The following is an 18,637-nucleotide window of genomic DNA, read 5'->3' on the forward strand; positions in this document are numbered from 1 at the left end:
GGCGGGGGCGCCGCTCGGCTCGTCGCCCGGGGTCCCTCCCGGCTCCCCGCCCGGTTCCCCGTTCGGCGAGTGGCCGGGCGTCGGGGCCGTGTCCCGGGTCGTACCGCCGTCGGCGGACGGTGTGTGCTCCGGGGACGGTGTGCCGGAAGGGGCGGGCGTGTCATCGGACTTGGCGCCGGACGAGCCGCGTCCGGTGACCGCGTCGCTGACCGTGGTGCCCCTGCCGCCGCTGAAGCTGCTGCCGGACACCAGCTCGTACGCCGTGATGCCGGCCATCGTGACGCCGAAGACCAGGGCGGCGGCGACCAGCGGGCGGCGCCAGCTCTTCACCCGCGCGCGGTAGACGGTGCCCTCGGTGAACTCGCCCGGCGCCACCGGTGCCCGCTCCCTCGGCCGGGCCGCCACCACGGTCTTCTCCCGGAGCTGCTCCCCGGTCCGCTTGAAGAAGTGCTGGAAGACCGAGCCGCCGCAGGTGGCGACGACACTGACGACACCGGCGCCGAGGATCGTGCCGTACACCCCGAAGTACGAAGCGAGTTTGGCCGCCACGACCGCCGCCAGGGCGCTGCCCGCGACCTGGGGAACGCTCAGATCGATCCGCTTCCGCCCCGTATCGGGTGTCTCACGCATACCCGGAACTTGCCTGCCTTTCCCGTACTTGATCGACATTGGCCGACCGACTGCACGAGAGGGGGACGTACGGACGAAACCATTAGTTCCGTTTCTGGCGATTGCGTGAAGTTCACCACGTTCATGATCGGTAAAACCGGTTGCGAACGGCCAAGTCGCATCCCTTGCCAGAAGTTGGGCGGCGCGCCAATCCACGCACGTGGTCCAAATGGAGTACTGTTGCGAGCCCTGGGTCCGGTCTCCCACCAGGGTGCCCGCGGCCAGCCAGGACCGCCGGGAGGGGGCTAGTTGCACAGGGTGACGGAGTTGGTCACTTAGCGTTGCGAACAGGTAACCGTGCCATAACGGCGGTCCCGGGCCCGTGCCCGACACGCCGGGCAACTCGGCAAGGTTGTGGCAGGCTGCACCCGGGCAGGCCACACTCGACTAGCGGAAGCAGCGACGCACGTGACGTCGGCAGGCACCACCCGGGAGGTCCCCATGCCCGAACTGCGTGTCGTGGCCGTCTCGAATGACGGCACACGGCTGGTGCTGAAGGCTGCCGACTCTACGGAGTACACGCTTCCGATCGACGAACGGCTGCGCGCGGCCGTGCGCGGCGACCGGCCCCGCCTCGGCCAGATCGAGATCGAGGTCGAGAGCCATCTGCGCCCGCGCGACATCCAGGCCCGGATACGAGCCGGTGCCACCGCGGAAGAGGTCGCCCAGCTCGCCGGCATCCCCGTCGACCGGGTACGGCGCTTCGAGGGGCCGGTGCTGGCCGAGCGCGCCTTCATGGCCGAGCGGGCCCGCAAGACCCCGGTCCGCCGCCCCGGTGAGAACTCCGGACCGCTGCTCGGCGAGGCCGTGCAGGAGCGGCTGCTGCTGCGCGGCGCCGAGAAGGACACCGTGCAGTGGGACTCCTGGCGCCGCGACGACGGCACCTGGGAGGTCATGCTCGTCTACCGGGTCGCGGGCGAACCGCACTCGGCGAGCTGGACGTACGACCCGCCCCGGCGGCTCGTCCAGGCCGTCGACGACGAGGCCCGCTCGCTGATCGGCGAGTCCGACGACCTCGCCGTGCCGGAGCCGAGCTTCCCCTTCGTGCCGCGGATCGCCCGGCTGCCACGCGAGCGTTCGATGGACCGCGCCCTCGACCGGAGCGACCGCGAACGGCCCGGCCTGCCCGCGCCGTCCACGGAACCGGCCGAGGAGAGCACGGGCGAGCGGGACTCGCTGACCAGCCTGCTGGAGGCGGTGCCGAGCTTCCGGGGCGACCTGGTGGTCCCGGAACGCCCGGCGGAGCCCGCGGAGGAGCCCGACGACGAACCCGCCGCCGAGGAGCCGCCGGCGCCCGCCGCGTCCGCCGGCTCGGCCTACGCGGACGTCCTCATGCCGCGCTCCGTCGGCAGCCACCGCGACCGGCTGATCGGCGCCACCGACCGCCAGGCCGAGGCCGACGGCGTCCGCCCCGGCCGCCGCGCGGCCGTCCCGAGCTGGGACGAGATCGTGTTCGGCACCCGTCGCAAGAAGCAGGAGTAGGCCTGCGCGCCGGCACGGAGGCGGTTGTCCGTACCGGCACGGAAAGAGGGGGCACGCGTGCGCGCCCCCTCTTCCGGCTGCCCCGCTACTGCGGATCCGCCCCCGTCGCCACCGGCCGGGACGGATCCGAGGACCACTCGGACCAGGAACCGACGTACAGGGCCGCCGGAATGCCCGCCACCGCCAGCGCGAGGACCTCGTGGGCGCCCGAGACGCCCGAGCCGCAGTACACGCCCACCTCGGTGTCCTCGGACACCCCGAGGGCCTTGAAACGGTCCCTCAGCTCCGCCGCGGGCAGGAACCGGCCGTCGGGGCCCACGTTCTCCGTCGTCGGCGCCGACACCGCGCCCGGGATGTGCCCGCCGACCCGGTCGATCGGCTCCACCTCACCGCGGTACCGCTCCCCCGCGCGCGCGTCCAGCAGCACACCCGTGCGGGCCAGGGCCGCGGCCCCGTCGGCGTCCAGCAACCCCGCGGCCCCCGGCACCGGGGCGAAGTCGCCCTCGGCCGGGACCGCCTCCTCGGTGGACAGCGCGCCCCGCCAGGACGGCAACCCGCCGTCGAGGACCCGCACGTCCGGGTGACCCGTCCAGCTGAGCAGCCACCACGCGCGCGCGGCGGCCCAGCCCTGCCCGCCGTCGTACACGACGACCGGGCGCCCGGCCGACACGCCCGCGCGGCGCATCGCGGCACCGAACTCCGCGAGGTCGGGCAGCGGATGCCGGCCGTGCGCGCCGGGCGCCGCGGCCAGCTCCCGGTCCAGGTCGACGAAGACCGCGCCGGGGATGTGCCCGGCCGCGTACGCGGCCCGGCCGTCGAAGGCCGGCGCGCCCGCCGCCTTCGCCACGCTCAACTGCCAGCGCACGTCCAGCAGCACCGGCGGGGCGCCCCCGGCCAGCTGCTGTGCGAGTTCGGATGCGGTGATGATGGCTGTCATGGCGTCCATCCATACGCCAGGGGTGGCCGCGGCGTCCAGGTCCGGCTACTCTGCTCGGCCGGACAGGCTCGATCACGAGGCGTACGGGATCGAGCACGTGCTGTACAGCCGACGGACCCCCCGCCGGCCATCGTCAGGAAGCGGCGAAAGACGGCAGATCGGGCATCCTCCCGGAGGACAGCCGAGCGGCGCGACACGGCCCCGCGGCACCGCGGAGGATGCGGGCACCGGCACGGGCGTGACGCGCCGGCGGCGTGGACACCCCTTCCGGGGAACGGAAGCGACACGGCCACCGTGAGGGGCCGGGGAGAGAGTGATCGATGACCGAGGCACGGGAGTCGGCCGGTCCGCACGCGCGGCGCGTGCCCGGCACACCCTGCTGGGTGAGCCTGATGGTGCACGGGCTCGACGCCACCGAGGAGTTCTACGGTGAGCTGTTCGGCTGGGAGTTCCGGCCGGGCCCGCAGCAGCTCGGCCCGTATGTGCGGGCGCTGCTGGACGGGCGGGAGGTGGCGGGTATGGGCCAGCTGCCGCCGGACCGCCGGCTGCCGGTCGCCTGGACGCCGTACCTCGCCTCGGACGACGTGGACCGGACCGCCGACTCGGTACGGCTGTGCGGCGGCACGGTGGCGGTCGGCCCGCTGGACGCCGCCGAGGCCGGGCGGATGGCCATCGCCTCGGACCCCTCCGGGGCCGTGTTCGGGATCTGGCAGCGTGCCGCGCATCTCGGTACGGCGCTCACCGGCGTACCCGGCACGCCCGTCTGGAACGAGCTGCTCACCTTCGAGACGGAGAGCGTCGCCAAGTTCTACAAGAGCGTGTTCGGTTACGAGGAGGAGCCGGTGGTCTCCGCCGACTTCGACTATCTGACCCTGCGCCTCGACGGCCGGCCGGTGGCCGGGCTGCACGGCATGGGCCAGGCGCTGCCCCGGGACCGGGGGCCGCACTGGCAGACGTACTTCGAGGTCGCCGACCTCGGCGAAACGCTGCGGCAGGTCACCGGCCTGGGCGGCCGGATCCTCCGGCCGGCCCAGGACAGCGCGCACGGGCGGGTGGCGACGGTGGCGGACCCGGAGGGCGCCGAGTTCACGGTGGTCCAGGGTCCGCGCTGAACGTGCCCGGCAGTCAGGAGGAGGGGACGGGCAGCACGTCCGGGGACAGGGCCGCCGCGCGGGCCGACGCCGCCGTCATCCGGCGCCGGTGGTGGCGCCGGCACAGCACCTCGTAGCCGACCTCGCCCGCGGACTGGTTGACGTCGCCGACGACCACCTGGGCGCCCTCGACCACCATCTCGCCGTCTATCGTGCGGGCGTTGTGCGTGGCGCGGGCCCCGCACCAGCACAGCGCCTCCACCTGGAGCACCTCGATCCGGTCGGCCAGCTCCACCAGCCGCTGCGAGCCGGGGAACAGCTTGGAACGGAAGTCGGTGGTGATACCGAAGGCGAACACGTCCAGGCCGAGATCGTCCACCACGCGCGCGAGCTGGTCGATCTGCTCGGGCGCGAGGAACTGCGCCTCGTCCGCGATCACATAATCGGCCCGGCCGCCCTGCGAGAGGTGATCCACGAGATACACGTACAGGTCCTGGCCGTCCTCGACCTCCACCGCGTCGGTGACCAGGCCCAGCCGGGAGGACAGCTTGCCCTCGCCCGCCCGGTCGTCCCGGGTGAAGATCATTCCGGCCAGGCCGCGCGCGGAGCGGTTGTGCTCGATCTGCAGAGCCAGCGTCGACTTCCCGCAGTCCATGGTTCCGGAGAAGAACACCAGCTCGGGCATGAGGAGTTGAGCACCTTTCGGCAAGGGAGGGCGGGGGGTGTGTCAGGAGCGTACTTCGAGCAGCGGGACCAGCTGCTCGGCAGGGGTCATCGAGCCGTGGTTGCCGACCAGCGCGGACTCCTTCGGTTCCCGTTCGGAGGCGATGATCAGCACGTCGTCGTGCGCGGCGGCGACCACGTCGCCGATCCGCGGGTACACGCGCTCGTCCACGTGCGGCCCGAACCAGCCGGCCGCGATCGCCTCGTCCCGCGAGGCCACCCAGAACTGCTCCCCGAGCACCTCGCGCCACACGGTCAGGACGTCGTTCTCGGCGCCCGGCACCGCGTACACGTGCCGGGCCCGGCCCTCGCCGCCCAGCAGGGCGACCCCGGCGCGCAGCTCCCAGTCCTCGTCGAAGTCGATGCGGTGCCGCTCGTCGAACGGCACGTCGACCATGCCGTGGTCGGCGGTGACGTACAGGGCGCTGCGCGGCGGCAGCTGCTCCGCGAGGCGCTGGACGAGCCGGTCCACGTACATGAGCTGGCCGCGCCAGGTGTCGGAGGCGATGCCGTAGCGGTGTCCGGAGCCGTCCAGCTCGGCGTAGTACGTGTACACCAGCGCGCGGTCCCCGGCGGCCAGTTGCGCGGCGGCGAGGTCCATGCGCTCCTCGCCGGTGAGCCGGCCGTGGAAGCTGCCGCCGCTGAGCGCCACCTTGGTGAGCGGGGTGTGCTCGAAGGCGGGCGAGGAGACCTGGGCGGCGTGCACCCCGGCCTCGTGGGCCAGCTGGAAGACGGTGGGGTACGGCTGCCAGGGGCGCGGTTCCGTGTACGGCTGCCAGCGGAGCTGATTCATCAGCTCGCCGGTGTCCGGGTTGCGCACGGTGTACCCGGGCAGGCCGTGGGCGCCGGGCGGCAGGCCGGTACCGACGGAGGCGAGGGAGGTCGCGGTGGTCGCCGGGTAGCCGGCGGTGAGCGGGCGGCCGGTGCCGCCGCGCGAGCTGCCGAGCAGGGAGGTCAGGAAGGGGGCCTCGTCCGGGTGGGCCCTGAGCTGCTCCCAGCCGAGGCCGTCGATCAGGAAGACGCAGACCCGGTCGGCCGGGGTCAGTTCCTCGATCGTGGCGGTCAGGCCGGGAACGCCCATGCCGGCGGCCAGGGTGGGCAGCAGGTCGGCGAGGGAGCCGCTGCCGTACTGGGGCAGCGGCGCGGTGTCCAGGGCGAGGGGTTCCGGGTGGTCCCAGGCGGAGAGCTGGGACATCAGCGTGTGAGGTCCGCGGTCGCCTCCGAGATGGCCTGCGCGAAGGCGAGCGCCTGGCGCACCGTCTCCGGGCCGTCCCCGGCCTCGCTGACGCGCAGGCTGAGGTCGTCCGCCGTGGAGCTGCCCGTGTAGCCGTGGTCGGCGTCGCAGTTGGGGTCGCCGCAGGCGGCGGGCTCCAGGTCGATGCGGTTGACGGCGCCCCAGCCGATGGTCAGCACGACCTCGCGGGGCAGCGTGCCCGGCGTGTACTGCTCCGGGTTGGCGACCACGCGGCTCACCACGACCGACGAGATCCGGTCGAGCTTCACGGACTCGGTGGAGGTGGTGGCGTACGGCGTCGGGGACGTGCTGTCGGCGGCCTGCTCGTCGGTGTGGCTGACGATGAAGCGGTTGCCGGTGAGGACCAGCACGGTGACGTGCCGGCGCACCTCGTTCTGGTCGAACGTCGTCTCCTGGTGGACCAGGTACGACCGGACGGGCTCGCCGCCCACAGCGGCCTCCACCGCCTCGGCCACGAGGGCCGGGTAGTAGCCGCTGCGCTCGATCGCCGCGCGCAGCCCCTGGGTCGTCGTACTGGTCTTGGCCATGGCGTCCATCCTAATCCGTGGGCAAGGGCGGTCCGGGCCAGTCGCGCGGACCGGGGGCCGCCTGTGCGCCCGCGCGCGGGGGCCTCGGTACGAGCCCCGGCAGGATGTCCAAGCCCTCGGCGGCGATCAGACAGGAGACGGCCTCCCGGCCCCCGGCGTCCGCTTCGAAGGCGACGACGAGAGGCGCGGCCGCCCCGAGGCCGCGCGCGAGACGTGCCGTCTCCTCGGGCGTCGGCGGACGGAAGACGGGGTCCTGGAAGCTCGGCGGGCAGGAGACGAAGAGCGGGTCGGTGAAGATCACTTCCAGGCCGTGGTGGTGGCCGAGGTCGTACCCGGCGGCCAGGCGCAGCCGCCCCGCGTCGCAGGCGATGATCTCCCAGTCCCACCAACTGCCCTCGGGCAGCTTCCGTCCGGCGATCTCCATGTGGTCCCCCCTGGCGTCGCTCAGTAGGCCGGCAGTGTCCGCGGGCCGAGGTCGTCGCGGGCGGGCGGGGGCGCGAGCCGGACGGTGGCGCCGAGCACGCTGGCCCCGTGGGGTGCGACGACGACCGGCTCCAGGGTGACCGCGACCACCTCCGGGTGGTCGTCGACCAGCCGGGACACCCGCAGCAGCAGCTCCTCCAGGGCCGGGGTGTCCACCGGTGTGGAGCCGCGCCAGCCGAACAGCAGGGGCGCCGTCCGGATCGAGCGCACGAGCGAGGTGGCTTCCCGGTCGGTGACGGGGACGAGCCGGTGGGCCATGTCGCCGAGCAGCTGTGAGGCGGCGCCGGCCAGGCCGAAGGACAGCACGGCTCCGGCCGCCGGATCGATCACGGCGCGTACGACCGTGTCGACCCCGCGCGGTGCCATGCCCTGCACCACCGGACGCAGCTCCTCCGGCCGTCCGAACAGCTCGGTCAACTCGGTGTACGCCCGCAGCAGTTGGTCCTCGTCCGCGAGGTCCAGGCGGACACCGCCCAGGTCGGCGCGGTGCCTGAGGTGCGGGGCGGTGGCCTTGAGGGCCACCGGATAGCCGAGCGCGCGGGCGGCCTCCACGGCGGCGGCCGGGGTGGGCGCGGGCAGGGCGCGGCGCACCGGGATGCCGTACTTGCCGAGCAGCTCGCAGGTCTCGGCGGCGGAGATGGTGAGCCCTTCCCCGCGCGCGAGCAGCTCGCCGATCAGCCGGGCGGCCCCCTTCTCGTCGATGTCGTCGAACTCCGGCACCTTCCCCGGGTCGGCCGCCTCGCGCCGCCACTCGGCGTACTTCACGGCTTCGGCGAGGGCGCGGACGGCGCGTTCGGCGGCGGGGTAGGCGGGGATGAGGTGGGTGCCTTCGGGAGGGGCGGTCCGGGGCGCGGGGGGCGCCGCTGCCGCCTGGGTCGCCGCCGCGGCCGGGGGTGCTGTGGCCGGGGCCGCCTCTGTGGCTGGGGCCGCCTCTGTGGCCGAGGCCGCCGATTCCGTGCCGCCGGGCGCCCTGTCGCCGGCGCCCGGTGCCGTGCTCGCCGCGGCCGACAGCGCCGCCGCGAGCCCGCCCAGCTCGACGTGCACCACGAGCACGGGCTTGCCCGGCACCGCGGCGGCGGCCGACCGCAGCGCCTCCGCCAGCTCCGCGTCCCCCGGCGAGCCCTCCCCGATCGCGGGGATCGCCGTGACGACCACGGCGTCGTTCGTGCCGTCGGCCAGGGCGGCGGCGAGCGCCCGGTGGAAGTCCTCCGCCGTCGCGCCGGTCGTCAGGTCCACCGGCCGGGCCGGCCGCAGGCCCTCGGCGAGACACCGGTCGTACGTCAGCACGCCCAGCGACTCGGAGTTGCCGAGGATGGCCACGCGCGGGCCGGCGGGCAGCGGCTGCCGCGCGAGCAGCAGCCCCGCGTCGACCAGCTCGGTGATCGTGTCGACCCGGATCACGCCGGCCTGCCGGAGCAGCGCCGAGACGGTCGCGTACGGCAGCCGCGTGGCCCGTACCGTGTGCCCCTGCGGTGCCGTCCCGGTCCCCTGCACGACCACGAGCGGCTTCGCCGCCGCCGTCCGCCGGGCGAGGCGGGTGAACTTGCGGGGGTTGCCGATGGACTCCAGGTACATGAGGACGACGTCGGTCTCGGGGTCGTCGTACCAGTACTGCAGGACGTCGTTGCCCGAGACGTCGGCGCGGTTGCCGGCGGACACGAAGGTGGAGACGCCGGTGACCCCGGTGACGCCTCCGCCGCGCCGGTGCAGCCGGGACAGCAGGGCGATGCCGATGGCGCCGGACTGGGCGAACAGTCCGATGCGGCCGGGGCGGGGCAGCTCCGGGGCGAGCGAGGCGTTCAGCCGGACGTCCGGGGCGGTGTTGATGATCCCGAAGGCGTTCGGGCCGATGATCCGCATGCCGTACGCGCGCGCGGCCCGGACGAGGGCCCGCTGCCGTTCGCGCCCCTCGGGGCCGCTCTCGGCGTATCCGGCGGAGAGCACGACCAGTCCCTGGACGCCGTGTTCGCCGCACTCGGCGACCACGGCGGGCACGTGTTCGGCGGGTACGGCGACGACGGCGAGGTCCACGGGGCCGTCGATGTCCCGCACCGAGCGGTGCGCGGGCACCCCGTCGACCTCCTTGAGGTCGTCCGGGAAGACCTTGTTCACGGCGTACAGCCGGCCCGGGTAGCCGGCGTCGCGGATGTTGCCCAGGAGGCTGCGGCCCACTCCGCCGGGGGTCCGGCCGACGCCGACGACCGCGACGGAGCCGGGCGCGAGGAGCCGCCGTACCGAGCGGGCCTCGGCGCGCTGCTCCCGCGCGCGTTGCACGGCGAGCGAGCGGTCGGTGGGTTCGAGGTCGAACTCCAGGCGGACGACGCCGTCCTCGAAGCTGCGCTGCTGGGTGTAGCCGGCGTCCGTGAACACCTTGATCATCTTGCTGTTGGCGGGCAGCACCTCGGCGGCGAAGCGGCGGATGCCCCGCTCCCGCGCGACGGCCGCGATGTGCTCCAGCAGGGCGGAGGCGACCCCGCGGCCCTGGTGGGCGTCCTGCACCAGGAAGGCGACCTCGGCCTCGTCGGCGGGCGCGGAGGCGGGCAGTCCGTCCGCGCCGATGCGGTCATAGCGTACGGTGGCGATGAACTCGCCGCCGATGGTGGCCGCGAGTCCCACCCGGTCCACAAAGTCGTGGTGCGTGAAGCGGTGGACGTCCTTGGCGGAGAGTCGCGGGTACGGCGCGAAGAAGCGGTAGTACTTCGACTCGTCCGAGACCTGCTCGTAGAAACTGACCAGGCGGTCGGCGTCATCAACGGTGATGGGCCGGATGCGCGCGGTGCCACCGTCGCGCAGCACCACGTCCGCCTCCCAGTGGGCGGGGTACTGGTGCCGGTCCTGCCGGTCCGCCGAGGTCTGCATGGGCCCCAGAGTACGGCTCGCGTCCGACAACGGCGCGAGGCAGTCTGTGGAGGACGAGAACGCCGGACCGAGGCCGCGGTCCGACGCCACACCGGAGCGGGACGAAGGTCCCCTCCGGGCACGCTTCACGATGTGGGAAACTGGTCTAGACAACCCTGAACACTGAAGGGCAGCAACACATGGCTGAGCGCCGCGTCAACGTCGGCTGGGCCGAGGGCCTCCACGCCCGCCCCGCCTCCATCTTCGTCCGAGCCGCCACGGCCGCAGGCGTCCCGGTGACGATCGCCAAGGCCGGGGGCAACCCCGTCAACGCGGCCTCCATGCTGGCCGTCCTGGGCCTGGGTGCCCAGGGTGGCGAGGAGATCGTCCTCGCCTCCGACGCCGAGGGTGCGGACGCCGCCCTCGACCGTCTGGCCAAGCTGGTCTCCGAGGGCCTGGAAGAGCTGCCCGAGACCGTCTGAGCGACCACCGCACAGAGCGCCGGAGCCGCGTTCGCCTTTCGGGGCGGCGCGGCTTCGCCGTATGCGCGCACCTGCCGTCCGGCGCGCACCTGCCGTCCGGCGCGCACGTTCCATCCGGCGCGCAGGTTCCATCCGGCGCGCACGTTCCGCCCGGCGCGGTCGATTTACCGGCCGCCGGCACCCGGTAAACCCGCGGGAATTCCGCAGGATGAATTCGGGCAGCAGAAAACACCCCACCCCTGAATAACTCTTCTTTGTATACGGTGTCCGTGTTAATGCCGCGGGCCCGAGATGTTTACGGCATGTTGCGAAGTCCTCACACGGTCCGCGGCAGCGGAAAAGCGCAGCCGGTGCGCGCTCGTCGCACGCTCGGCGTGCAGGGTCGTGAGCGCCCGCGCGCGCTCGGCGTCCCCGCGCGCCACCGCGTCCACGATCGCGCCGTGCTCGGTCCAGGACTCCGCCGGGCTGACCGGCGCCTCCACCGTGTACATCCAGGCGATCTTGTGCCGCAGCTGAGTGAGCATGGAGGTCAGTGAGGGGCTGCCGGATGCCTGGGCGAGCGTCTCGTGGAACCAGCCGCCCAGCGCGCGCAGGTCCTCGCTGCCGCCCCGCCTGGCCCGCTCCTGGCCCAGCCGGACCAGGCCGCGCAGCACCTTCAGATGGGCCTCGGTGCGCCGCTGGGCGGCCCGGGCGGCGCCGAGCGGCTCCAGCAGCATCCGCATCTCCAGCAGATCGGCGGCCTCCTGCTCGGTCGGCTCGGCCACGCACGCGCCCGCGTGCCGGCGCGTCACCACGAAGCCCTCGGCCTCCAGGGTGCGCAGCGCCTCGCGCACGGGGACGCGCGAGACGCCGTACCGGCGGGCCAGGACTTCCTCGGTGAGGCGGCCACCGCGCTCGTAGACACCGGCGACGATGTCGTCCCGGATCGCCGTGCATACCGAGTGCGCCGGAATACGCATGACCGACCTCCGCCTTAATCCCCGTGAAACGTCGACGATGGACGCGTGTTCCGTGACTCTATTCCAATGAGCCGGAATTTCCGACGGCGGGTCGTAATCCATGGATATTTTTTGGTCAGCGGATCCGGCGGACCCTGCGAAAAACGGCGAAAGCCCCGGCTCGATGAGCCGGGGCCTCGAACGGCCGTGCGCCGGGCGTCAGATGTGCACGCCGTGGCTGCGGAGGTAGGCGACCGGGTCGACGTCCGAGCCGTACTCGGGGGTCGTGCGCGCCTCGAAGTGCAGGTGCGGGCCGGTGACGTTGCCGGTGGCGCCGGAGAGGCCGATCTGCTGGCCGGGGACGACCTTCTGGCCCACCGTGACGCCGATGGACGACAGGTGGCCGTACTGGGTGTACATGCCGTCGGCCATCCGGATCACGACCTGGTTGCCGTACGCGCCGCCCCAGCCCGCGGAGACGACCGTGCCGGAGCCCACCGCGTGGACGGACGTGCCGCTGGCCGCGTGGAAGTCGACGCCGGTGTGCGAGCCGGAGGACCACAGCGAGCTGCCGGCCTGGTAGGCCGTGGAGACGTACGAGTGCGCGATCGGGGCGACGAAGGTGTTCAGCCGCTTGCGCTCGGCCTCGCGGGCGGCACGGGCCTTGGCCGCGCGCACCTCCTTGGCCCGCTCGGCGGCGGCCTTCGCCGCGGCCTCCTCGGCCGCCTTCTCCTCGGCGGCCTGCTGCTGGGCGGCGGCCTGCGCGTCGATCTGCTCGGGGACGTCCTCGGTCATGGCGAGGACGGGGACGAGGCCGGTCCGCTCCGTGGTGTTCTCGGCGGCGGTCGCCGGGGAGGCGGCGAGGGTGCCGATCACGCCGGTGGTGGTGAGGGCCGCGACGCCGGCCGCCTGAGCCGTGGTCCGCTTGACCCGGCCGGGCTTGCGGTGCTTCCCGGTGGCGCACATGAACGCCATGAAGTGACTGGTCCTTTCCTTCCCTCTCGCCTACCGGGTTAGCTGACGGGTTCGGAGCAGGAAGGTCTCCTACGGGCCCCCTCGCAGCCGCGCGGGCGCCCGATTCACCCCAGGGACGGTGGGTCCCCGGCTCCCCTGGCTCGCGCCGTACGGGGACTCGGCGATGACTGTCCGGTGCCGCGGGTGCGGCGCACTGCCTGACGAACAGCCCGGACGACGCTACGGCGGCCCGCTTTCAATCCTCAAACGGATCCCGGCTTTTGTAGCGCATCCCACAGGGCAGACAGGCAACCTCCGCCCCAAATCGGGCATCTGGTGGACCGTGCGGAACGGCAGGGGCCCTGACGACCCGTAGGTCGCCAGGGCCCCACGCGCGCGTGTGCCGTCCACGCGGCCGCCGGCACGGTCACGCCGTCCGTGCGGCGGCCACGACGGTCACGTCGCCCAACGCGCCGCCGGCACGGTCGCGCCGCCTACTCGGCCGCCACCACGGTCACCGGGCCGATGCCGAGCGCCTCGACCGGTGCCTTGATCTGGGCGGCGTCGCCGACGAGGACGGTCACCAGGCGGTCCACCGGGAAGGCGTTCACGACGGCCGCGGTGGCCTCCACCGTGCCCGTGGCGGCCAGCTGCTGGTACAGCGTCGCCTGGAAGTCGTCGGGCAGGTGCTGCTCGACCTGGTCGGCCAGCGTGCTCGCGACGGCCGCCGCGGTCTCGTACTTCAGCGGCGCCACGCCGACGAGGTTCTGCACGGCGACGTCCCGCTCGGCGTCGGTCAGGCCCTCCGCCGCCACGGTCCGCAGCACCTTCCACAGGTCGTCCAGCGCCGGGCCGGTGTTCGGCGTGTCCACCGAGCCGCTGATGGCGAGCATCGCCGCGCCCGTGCCGTCCGGCGCGGACCGCAGGACCTGCCCGAAGGAGCGCACGCCGTAGGTGTAGCCCTTCTCCTCGCGCAGGACGCGGTCCAGGCGGGAGGTGAGGGTGCCGCCGAGGCAGTACGTGCCGAGCACCTGGGCGGGCCACACCCGGTCGTGCCGGTCGGGGCCGATCCGGCCGATGAGCAGCTGGGTCTGGACGGCACCGGGCCGGTCCACGATGACCACACGGCCGGTGTCGTCCGCGGTCACCGGCGGCACCGGCCGGGGCTCGCCCGGCGTGCCGGTCCAGGCGCCCAGCGTGTCGCCGAGCAGCGCGTCCAGATCGGTGCCCGTCAGGTCGCCGACGACGACCACGGTGGCCGTCGCGGGCCGCACATGGCGGTCGTAGAAGGCGCGCACGGCCGCCGCGTCGATCTTCTCGACCGTCTCCTCCGTGCCCTGGCGCGGCCGGGACATGCGCGAGGTCTCCGGGAACAGCTCCTTGGAGAGTTCCTTGGCGGCCCGGCGGGAGGGGTTGGCCAGCTCGTGCGGGATCTCGTCCAGGCGGTTGCGGACCAGCCGCTCGACCTCGCCGGCGGCGAAGGCCGGCGCGCGCAGGGCGTCGGCGAGCAGGCCGAGGCCCTTGGCCAGGCGGGAGGCCGGGACCTCCAGGCTGAGCCGGACGCCGGGGTGGTCGGCGTGCGCGTCCAGGGTGGCGCCCGCGCGTTCCAGCTCGGCGGCGAACTCCTCGGCGGAGTGCTTGTCGGTGCCCTCCGAGAAGGCCCGCGCCATGATGGTGGCGACGCCGTCCAGACCGGCCGGCTCCGCGTCCAGCGGCGCGTCCAGCAGCACCTCGACCGCGACGACCTGCTGGCCGGGGCGGTGGCAGCGCAGCACCGTCAGGCCGTTGTCGAGCGCGGTGCGCTCGGGGGCCGGGAACGCCCAGGGCCTGGCCTCGCCGGGCCTCGGCTGGGGGTGGAAGTCCATGGTGGCGAGCTGGGTCACTTGGCCGTCTCCTCGTTCTCGGTCTCGTCGCGGCCCGCCTCTACGGTCGCTTCCTGCTCCGGGTCCTCGGGGACCTCGGCGTCGGGGGCGGCCTCCGGCGACTTCGGCTCGTAGACGAGGACCGCGCGGTTGTCGGGCCGCAGGCGGGCCTTGGCGACCTCCTGGACCTCCTCCGGGGTCACCTCCAGGACGCGCTTGACGGCGGTCAGGGCGAGCTGCGGGTCGCCGAAGAGGACGGCGTACCGGCACAGTTCGTCGGCGCGGCCGGCGACCGTGCCGAGCCGGTCCAGCCACTCGCGCTCCAGCTGGGCCTGGGCCCGCTCCATCTCCTCGGCCGTGGGGCCCTCCGCGGCGAACCGGGCCAGCTCCTCGTCGATGGCGGCCTCGATGACCGGCACCTCGACGTCACCGGAGGTCTTCACGTCCAGCCAGCCCATGGAGGGCGCGCCGGCCAGGCGCAGCAGGCCGAAGCCGGCCGCGACGGCCGTCCGGTCGCGGCGCACCAGCCGGTTGTACAGCCGGGAGGACTCGCCGCCGCCGAGGATGGTCAGCGCGAGGTCGGCCGCGTCGCACGCGCGCGTGCCGTCGTGCGGGAGCCGGTAGGCGGCCATCAGGGCGCGCGCCGGCACCTCCTCCACGACGACCTCGCGCAGCTGCTCGCCGATGATGTCCGGCAGGGAGCCGTCGCGGGGCGCGGGCTTGCCGTCGTGGGACGGGATGGAGCCGAAGTACTTCTCGATCCAGGCGAGGGTCTGCTGGGGGTCGATGTCGCCGACCACGGAGAGCACCGCGTTGTTCGGCGCGTAGTAGGTGCGGAAGAACTGGCGGGCGTCCTCCAGGGTGGCCGCGTCCAGGTCCGCCATGGAGCCGATCGGCGTGTGGTGGTAGGGGTGGCCCTCCGGGTAGGAGAGGGCGGTCAGCTTCTCGAAGGCGGTGCCGTAGGGCACGTTGTCGTAGCGCTGACGGCGCTCGTTCTTGACGACGTCCCGCTGGTTCTCCATGGACTCGTCGTCCAGGGCGGCCAGCAGCGAGCCCATGCGGTCGGCCTCCAGCCAGAGCGCCAGCTCCAGCTGGTGGGCGGGCATGGTCTCGAAGTAGTTGGTGCGCTCGAAGCTGGTGGTGCCGTTCAGCGAGCCGCCGGCGCCCTGCACCAGCTCGAAGTGGCCGTTGCCCTTCACCTGCGCGGAGCCCTGGAACATCAGGTGCTCGAAAAGGTGGGCCAGGCCCGTACGCCCCTTGACTTCGTGGCGGGAGCCGACGTCGTACCAGAGGCAGACCGCCGCCACCGGGGTCAGGTGGTCCTCGGAGAGCACCACGCGCAGACCGTTGGCCAGGCGATGCTCGGTCGCTGTCAGGCCCCCGGAGCCTGCCTCGGCTGTGGTCGTGTGACCCATGGGCATGTACGTCCCTTCGCGAGCGGAGGCGGTTGATGGAAACCGCGGTTTTCCTGCCGGTCCTGCCACTGTATGCAAAGCGTGCGGGGGCTCGGCGAAGTTCCCGCGGGACGTACGCCCACAGCGGATCGCGTAGCCTGCGTCTCGCGTGCCGTGGGGCGGGTTTCCGGCAGCGGGCGGACGGTTCTCCGGCACCGGGCAGGTCGGCGGAGACCGGGTCGTGGCCCGGGCTGTCAGTGCCGCGGTCCACAATGGTCCGCGTCAGATCAGTCAATCGCTTCAGCAGCACGAGCGAGCCGAAGGGGCGCGTCGATGCTGGGAGGGCGAGCGCGCGGAGGCCCGAAGGGTTGAGCACGATCGCCCTCCCAGCACCGACGATGAGCGCCCCGTAGGCGAGCGACCAGATCAGAAGGAGCCGGCAGCGATGGCCCGCCGCAGCACGAAGACCCCGCCGCCCGACGACTCGTTCGAGGAGAGGATCCTCGACATCGACGTCGTGGACGAGATGCGTGGCTCCTACCTCGAGTACGCCTACTCGGTCATCTACTCGCGCGCCCTGCCGGACGCCCGTGACGGCCTCAAGCCGGTGCACCGCCGGATCGTGTACCAGATGAACGAGATGGGCCTGCGCCCCGACCGCGGCTACGTGAAGTGCGCGCGGGTCGTCGGCGAGGTCATGGGCAAGCTGCACCCGCACGGCGACGCGTCGATCTACGACGCCCTGGTGCGCATGGCGCAGCCGTTCTCCATGCGCGTGCCGCTGGTCGACGGCCACGGCAACTTCGGTTCGCTGGGCAACGACGACCCGCCGGCCGCCATGCGGTACACCGAGTGCCGCCAGGCCGAGGCGACGAGCCTGATGACCGAGTCGATCGACGAGGACACGGTCGACTTCGTCCCGAACTACGACGGCCAGGAGCAGGAGCCGGTGGCGCTGCCCGCCGCCTTCCCGAACCTGCTGGTCAACGGCTCCTCGGGGATCGCGGTCGGCATGGCGACGAACATGCCGCCGCACAACCTGCGCGAGGTGATCAACGCCGCCCGCCACCTGATCCGGCACCCGAACGCCGATCTGGACGCGCTGATGAAGCACGTCCCCGGCCCGGACCTGCCCACCGGCGGCCGGATCGTCGGCCTGGACGGCATCCGGGACGCGTACGCGACGGGTCGCGGCACCTTCAAGATGCGCGCGACCGTCTCGATCGAGACCGTCACCGCCCGCCGCAAGGGTCTGGTGGTCACCGAACTGCCGTTCACGGTCGGTCCCGAGAAGGTCATCGCGAAGATCAAGGACCTGGTCAACGCGAAGAAGATCCAGGGCATCGCCGACGTCAAGGACCTCACCGACCGCGAGCACGGCCTGCGCCTGGTCATCGAGATCAAGAACGGCTTCGTGCCGGAGGCGATCCTGGAGCAGCTCTACAAGCTGACCCCGATGGAGGAGTCCTTCGGCATCAACAACGTCGCCCTGGTCGACGGCCAGCCGCTCACCCTGGGCCTGAAGGAGCTGCTGGAGGTCTACCTCGACCACCGCTTCGACGTGGTCCGGCGCCGCAGCGAGTTCCGCCGCGGCAAGAAGCGCGACCGGCTGCACCTGGTCGAGGGCCTGCTGACCGCGCTGGTCGACATCGACGAGGTCATCCGGATCATCCGCTCCAGCGAGAACTCCGCGCAGGCCAAGGAGCGCCTGATGGAGCGCTTCTCGCTGAGCGAGGTGCAGACGCAGTACATCCTCGACACGCCGCTGCGCCGGCTCACCAAGTACGACCGGATCGAGCTGGAGGCGGAGAAGGACAAGCTCACCACGGAGATCGAGGAGCTGACTCGGATCCTGGAGTCGGACGCGGAGCTGCGCAAGCTGGTCTCGGCCGAACTGGCCGCGGTCGCGAAGAAGTTCGGCACCGACCGGCGCACGGTCCTGCTGGAGTCCGCGGGCGCCCCGGCGGCCACCGTGCCGCTGCAGGTGGCCGACGACCCGTGCCGGGTGCTGCTGTCCTCGACGGGGCTGCTGGCCCGTACGGCGACCGCCGAGCCCTTCCCGGAGACGGCCGCCAAGCGGGTCAAGCACGACGTGATCGTCTCGGCGGTGCCGGCCACCGCGCGCGGGGTGATCGGCGCGGTGACGTCGGCGGGCCGGCTGCTGCGGATCAACGTGGTCGACCTGCCGCAGCTGCCGGAGACGGTGACCTCGCCGAACCTCTCCGGAGGGGCCCCGCTGGCGGAGTTCGTCTCCCTGGAGGACGACGAGACGGTGGTCTGCCTGACCACGCTGGACGAGTCGTCCCCGGGCCTCGCGCTCGGCACCGAGCAGGGTGTCGTCAAGCGGGTGGTGCCCGACTATCCGTCCAACAAGGACGAGCTGGAGGTCATCACGCTCAAGGAGGGCGACCGGATCGTCGGCGCGGTGGAGCTGCGCACCGGCGAGGAGGACCTGGTGTTCATCACGGACGACGCGCAGCTGCTGCGCTTCCAGGCCTCCGTCGTCCGCCCGCAGGGCCGCCCGGCGGGCGGCATGGCGGGCATCAAGCTCGCCGACGGCGCGAAGGTGATCTCGTTCACGGCGGTCGACCCGGCCGCCGACGCGGTGGTCTTCACGGTGGCGGGTTCGCGCGGCACGCTGGACGACTCGGTGCAGACCACGGCCAAGCTGACCCCGTTCGACCAGTACCCGCGCAAGGGCCGGGCCACCGGCGGCGTGCGCTGCCAGCGGTTCCTGAAGGGCGAGGACTGCCTGGCACTGGCCTGGGCGGGCCCGGCGCCCGCGCGCGCGGCGCAGAAGAACGGCACTCCGGCGCAGCTGCCGGAGATGGACCCGCGCCGGGACGGCTCGGGCACGTCGCTGCCGAAGACGGTGGCCGTGGTGGCGGGGCCGGTGCTCTAGGCGACGGCCGGTGCGGTGGCCGATCGGCCGGGGCTGCGGGCGGTCGCCCGGGGCTGGCCGGTCGGCCCTCGCCGTAGCCGGTCGGCCGGCGCTCTAGGCG

Annotated in this window: 15 protein-coding genes and 1 riboswitch; of the genes, 4 read left to right on the forward strand and 11 right to left on the reverse strand. The window is 73.2% G+C overall.

Features of this window, described 5'->3' with window-relative positions; genetic code table 11:
• Positions 1-630 (reverse strand): hypothetical protein (locus CCN44_RS12470; protein WP_244203910.1); only part of this gene is annotated, 630 nt, incomplete at its 3' end.
• Positions 631-1,110: 480 nt separating this feature from the next.
• Here CCN44_RS12470 and sepH point away from each other — a divergent pair.
• Positions 1,111-2,151, forward strand: coding sequence for a septation protein SepH (gene sepH, locus CCN44_RS12475; protein ID WP_059253039.1), 1,041 nt, complete (start codon positions 1,111-1,113; stop codon positions 2,149-2,151).
• Between the two features lie 85 nt (positions 2,152-2,236).
• On the opposite strand, the gene CCN44_RS12480 is transcribed toward sepH, so the two are convergent.
• Entirely contained in the window at positions 2,237-3,088 is an 852-nt protein-coding gene (locus CCN44_RS12480) for a sulfurtransferase (protein WP_086697688.1), read from the reverse strand.
• 320 nt (positions 3,089-3,408) lie between these two features.
• Between CCN44_RS12480 and CCN44_RS12490 the strand changes: the two genes are divergently transcribed.
• Entirely contained in the window at positions 3,409-4,200 is a 792-nt protein-coding gene (locus CCN44_RS12490) for a VOC family protein (protein ID WP_086697687.1), read from the forward strand.
• Positions 4,201-4,213: 13 nt separating this feature from the next.
• Here CCN44_RS12490 and CCN44_RS12495 read toward each other — a convergent pair whose 3' ends face one another.
• The 5 genes from CCN44_RS12495 to CCN44_RS12515 are packed head-to-tail and all read right to left on the reverse strand — an operon-like array spanning position 4,214 to position 10,026.
• A complete protein-coding gene (locus CCN44_RS12495) occupies positions 4,214-4,864 on the reverse strand; it encodes a thymidine kinase (protein WP_059253036.1) in 651 nt (216 codons plus the stop codon).
• A 42-nt stretch (positions 4,865-4,906) separates the two neighbouring features.
• Positions 4,907-6,097 carry an alkaline phosphatase family protein gene (locus CCN44_RS12500; RefSeq protein WP_059253035.1) on the reverse strand — a complete coding sequence of 397 codons (1,191 nt, stop codon included), beginning with the start codon at positions 6,095-6,097 and terminating at the stop codon, positions 4,907-4,909.
• Positions 6,097-6,684, reverse strand: coding sequence for a DUF5998 family protein (locus CCN44_RS12505; RefSeq protein ID WP_223283776.1), 588 nt, complete (start codon positions 6,682-6,684; stop codon positions 6,097-6,099). The genes CCN44_RS12500 and CCN44_RS12505 overlap by 1 nt, the downstream gene beginning before the upstream one ends.
• A 10-nt stretch (positions 6,685-6,694) precedes the next feature.
• Positions 6,695-7,108: a hypothetical protein gene (locus tag CCN44_RS12510; RefSeq protein ID WP_059253034.1), complete on the reverse strand. Its 414-nt coding sequence runs from the start codon at positions 7,106-7,108 to the stop codon at positions 6,695-6,697.
• A gap of 20 nt (positions 7,109-7,128) precedes the next feature.
• The gene (locus CCN44_RS12515) at positions 7,129-10,026 is read right to left on the reverse strand and encodes a bifunctional acetate--CoA ligase family protein/GNAT family N-acetyltransferase (protein WP_189397028.1); all 2,898 of its coding nucleotides are present in this window, start codon (positions 10,024-10,026) and stop codon (positions 7,129-7,131) included.
• 179 nt (positions 10,027-10,205) lie between these two features.
• On the opposite strand from CCN44_RS12515, the gene CCN44_RS12525 reads away from it, so the two are divergent.
• The gene (locus CCN44_RS12525) at positions 10,206-10,487 is read left to right on the forward strand and encodes an HPr family phosphocarrier protein (RefSeq protein WP_014675499.1); all 282 of its coding nucleotides are present in this window, start codon (positions 10,206-10,208) and stop codon (positions 10,485-10,487) included.
• Positions 10,488-10,759: 272 nt separating this feature from the next.
• Here the strand turns inward: CCN44_RS12525 and CCN44_RS12530 are convergent, their stop codons facing one another.
• The 4 genes from CCN44_RS12530 to CCN44_RS12545 all read right to left on the reverse strand — a co-directional run bounded on the left by CCN44_RS12530 (position 10,760) and on the right by CCN44_RS12545 (position 15,662).
• Complete coding sequence (locus CCN44_RS12530) at positions 10,760-11,446, reverse strand: GntR family transcriptional regulator (protein WP_059253032.1); 687 nt, start codon at positions 11,444-11,446, stop codon at positions 10,760-10,762.
• 198 nt (positions 11,447-11,644) lie between these two features.
• Entirely contained in the window at positions 11,645-12,400 is a 756-nt protein-coding gene (locus tag CCN44_RS12535; RefSeq protein ID WP_059253031.1) for a M23 family metallopeptidase, read from the reverse strand.
• 12 nt (positions 12,401-12,412) lie between these two features.
• Positions 12,413-12,573, reverse strand: a riboswitch (cyclic di-AMP (ydaO/yuaA leader).
• 300 nt (positions 12,574-12,873) lie between these two features.
• Positions 12,874-14,262, reverse strand: a complete 1,389-nt coding sequence (locus CCN44_RS12540) for a M16 family metallopeptidase (protein ID WP_059253030.1) — start codon at positions 14,260-14,262, stop codon at positions 12,874-12,876.
• Complete coding sequence (locus CCN44_RS12545) at positions 14,259-15,662, reverse strand: M16 family metallopeptidase (protein ID WP_059253029.1); 1,404 nt, start codon at positions 15,660-15,662, stop codon at positions 14,259-14,261. The genes CCN44_RS12540 and CCN44_RS12545 overlap by 4 nt, the downstream gene beginning before the upstream one ends.
• A gap of 418 nt (positions 15,663-16,080) precedes the next feature.
• Here CCN44_RS12545 and CCN44_RS12550 point away from each other — a divergent pair, with 418 nt between their 5' ends.
• Entirely contained in the window at positions 16,081-18,537 is a 2,457-nt protein-coding gene (locus tag CCN44_RS12550) for a DNA gyrase/topoisomerase IV subunit A (RefSeq protein ID WP_059253028.1), read from the forward strand.
• The last annotated feature ends 100 nt before the right edge of the window (positions 18,538-18,637 follow it).

Origin of the sequence: Streptomyces tricolor, from assembly GCF_002155905.1 — a bacterium.
GTDB classification, from domain to species: Bacteria; Actinomycetota; Actinomycetes; order Streptomycetales; family Streptomycetaceae; genus Streptomyces; species Streptomyces tricolor.

Coding starts and splice junctions, on each gene's coding strand:
- sepH (WP_059253039.1), top strand. CDS start 1,111: ATGCCCGAACTGCGTGTCGTGGCCGTCTCGAATGACGGCACACGGCTG.
- CCN44_RS12480 (WP_086697688.1), bottom strand. CDS start 3,088: ATGACAGCCATCATCACCGCATCCGAACTCGCACAGCAGCTGGCCGGG.
- CCN44_RS12490 (WP_086697687.1), top strand. CDS start 3,409: ATGACCGAGGCACGGGAGTCGGCCGGTCCGCACGCGCGGCGCGTGCCC.
- CCN44_RS12495 (WP_059253036.1), bottom strand. CDS start 4,864: ATGCCCGAGCTGGTGTTCTTCTCCGGAACCATGGACTGCGGGAAGTCG.
- CCN44_RS12500 (WP_059253035.1), bottom strand. CDS start 6,097: ATGTCCCAGCTCTCCGCCTGGGACCACCCGGAACCCCTCGCCCTGGAC.
- CCN44_RS12505 (WP_223283776.1), bottom strand. CDS start 6,684: ATGGCCAAGACCAGTACGACGACCCAGGGGCTGCGCGCGGCGATCGAG.
- CCN44_RS12510 (WP_059253034.1), bottom strand. CDS start 7,108: ATGGAGATCGCCGGACGGAAGCTGCCCGAGGGCAGTTGGTGGGACTGG.
- CCN44_RS12515 (WP_189397028.1), bottom strand. CDS start 10,026: ATGCAGACCTCGGCGGACCGGCAGGACCGGCACCAGTACCCCGCCCAC.
- CCN44_RS12525 (WP_014675499.1), top strand. CDS start 10,206: ATGGCTGAGCGCCGCGTCAACGTCGGCTGGGCCGAGGGCCTCCACGCC.
- CCN44_RS12530 (WP_059253032.1), bottom strand. CDS start 11,446: ATGCGTATTCCGGCGCACTCGGTATGCACGGCGATCCGGGACGACATC.
- CCN44_RS12535 (WP_059253031.1), bottom strand. CDS start 12,400: ATGGCGTTCATGTGCGCCACCGGGAAGCACCGCAAGCCCGGCCGGGTC.
- CCN44_RS12545 (WP_059253029.1), bottom strand. CDS start 15,662: ATGCCCATGGGTCACACGACCACAGCCGAGGCAGGCTCCGGGGGCCTG.
- CCN44_RS12550 (WP_059253028.1), top strand. CDS start 16,081: ATGGCCCGCCGCAGCACGAAGACCCCGCCGCCCGACGACTCGTTCGAG.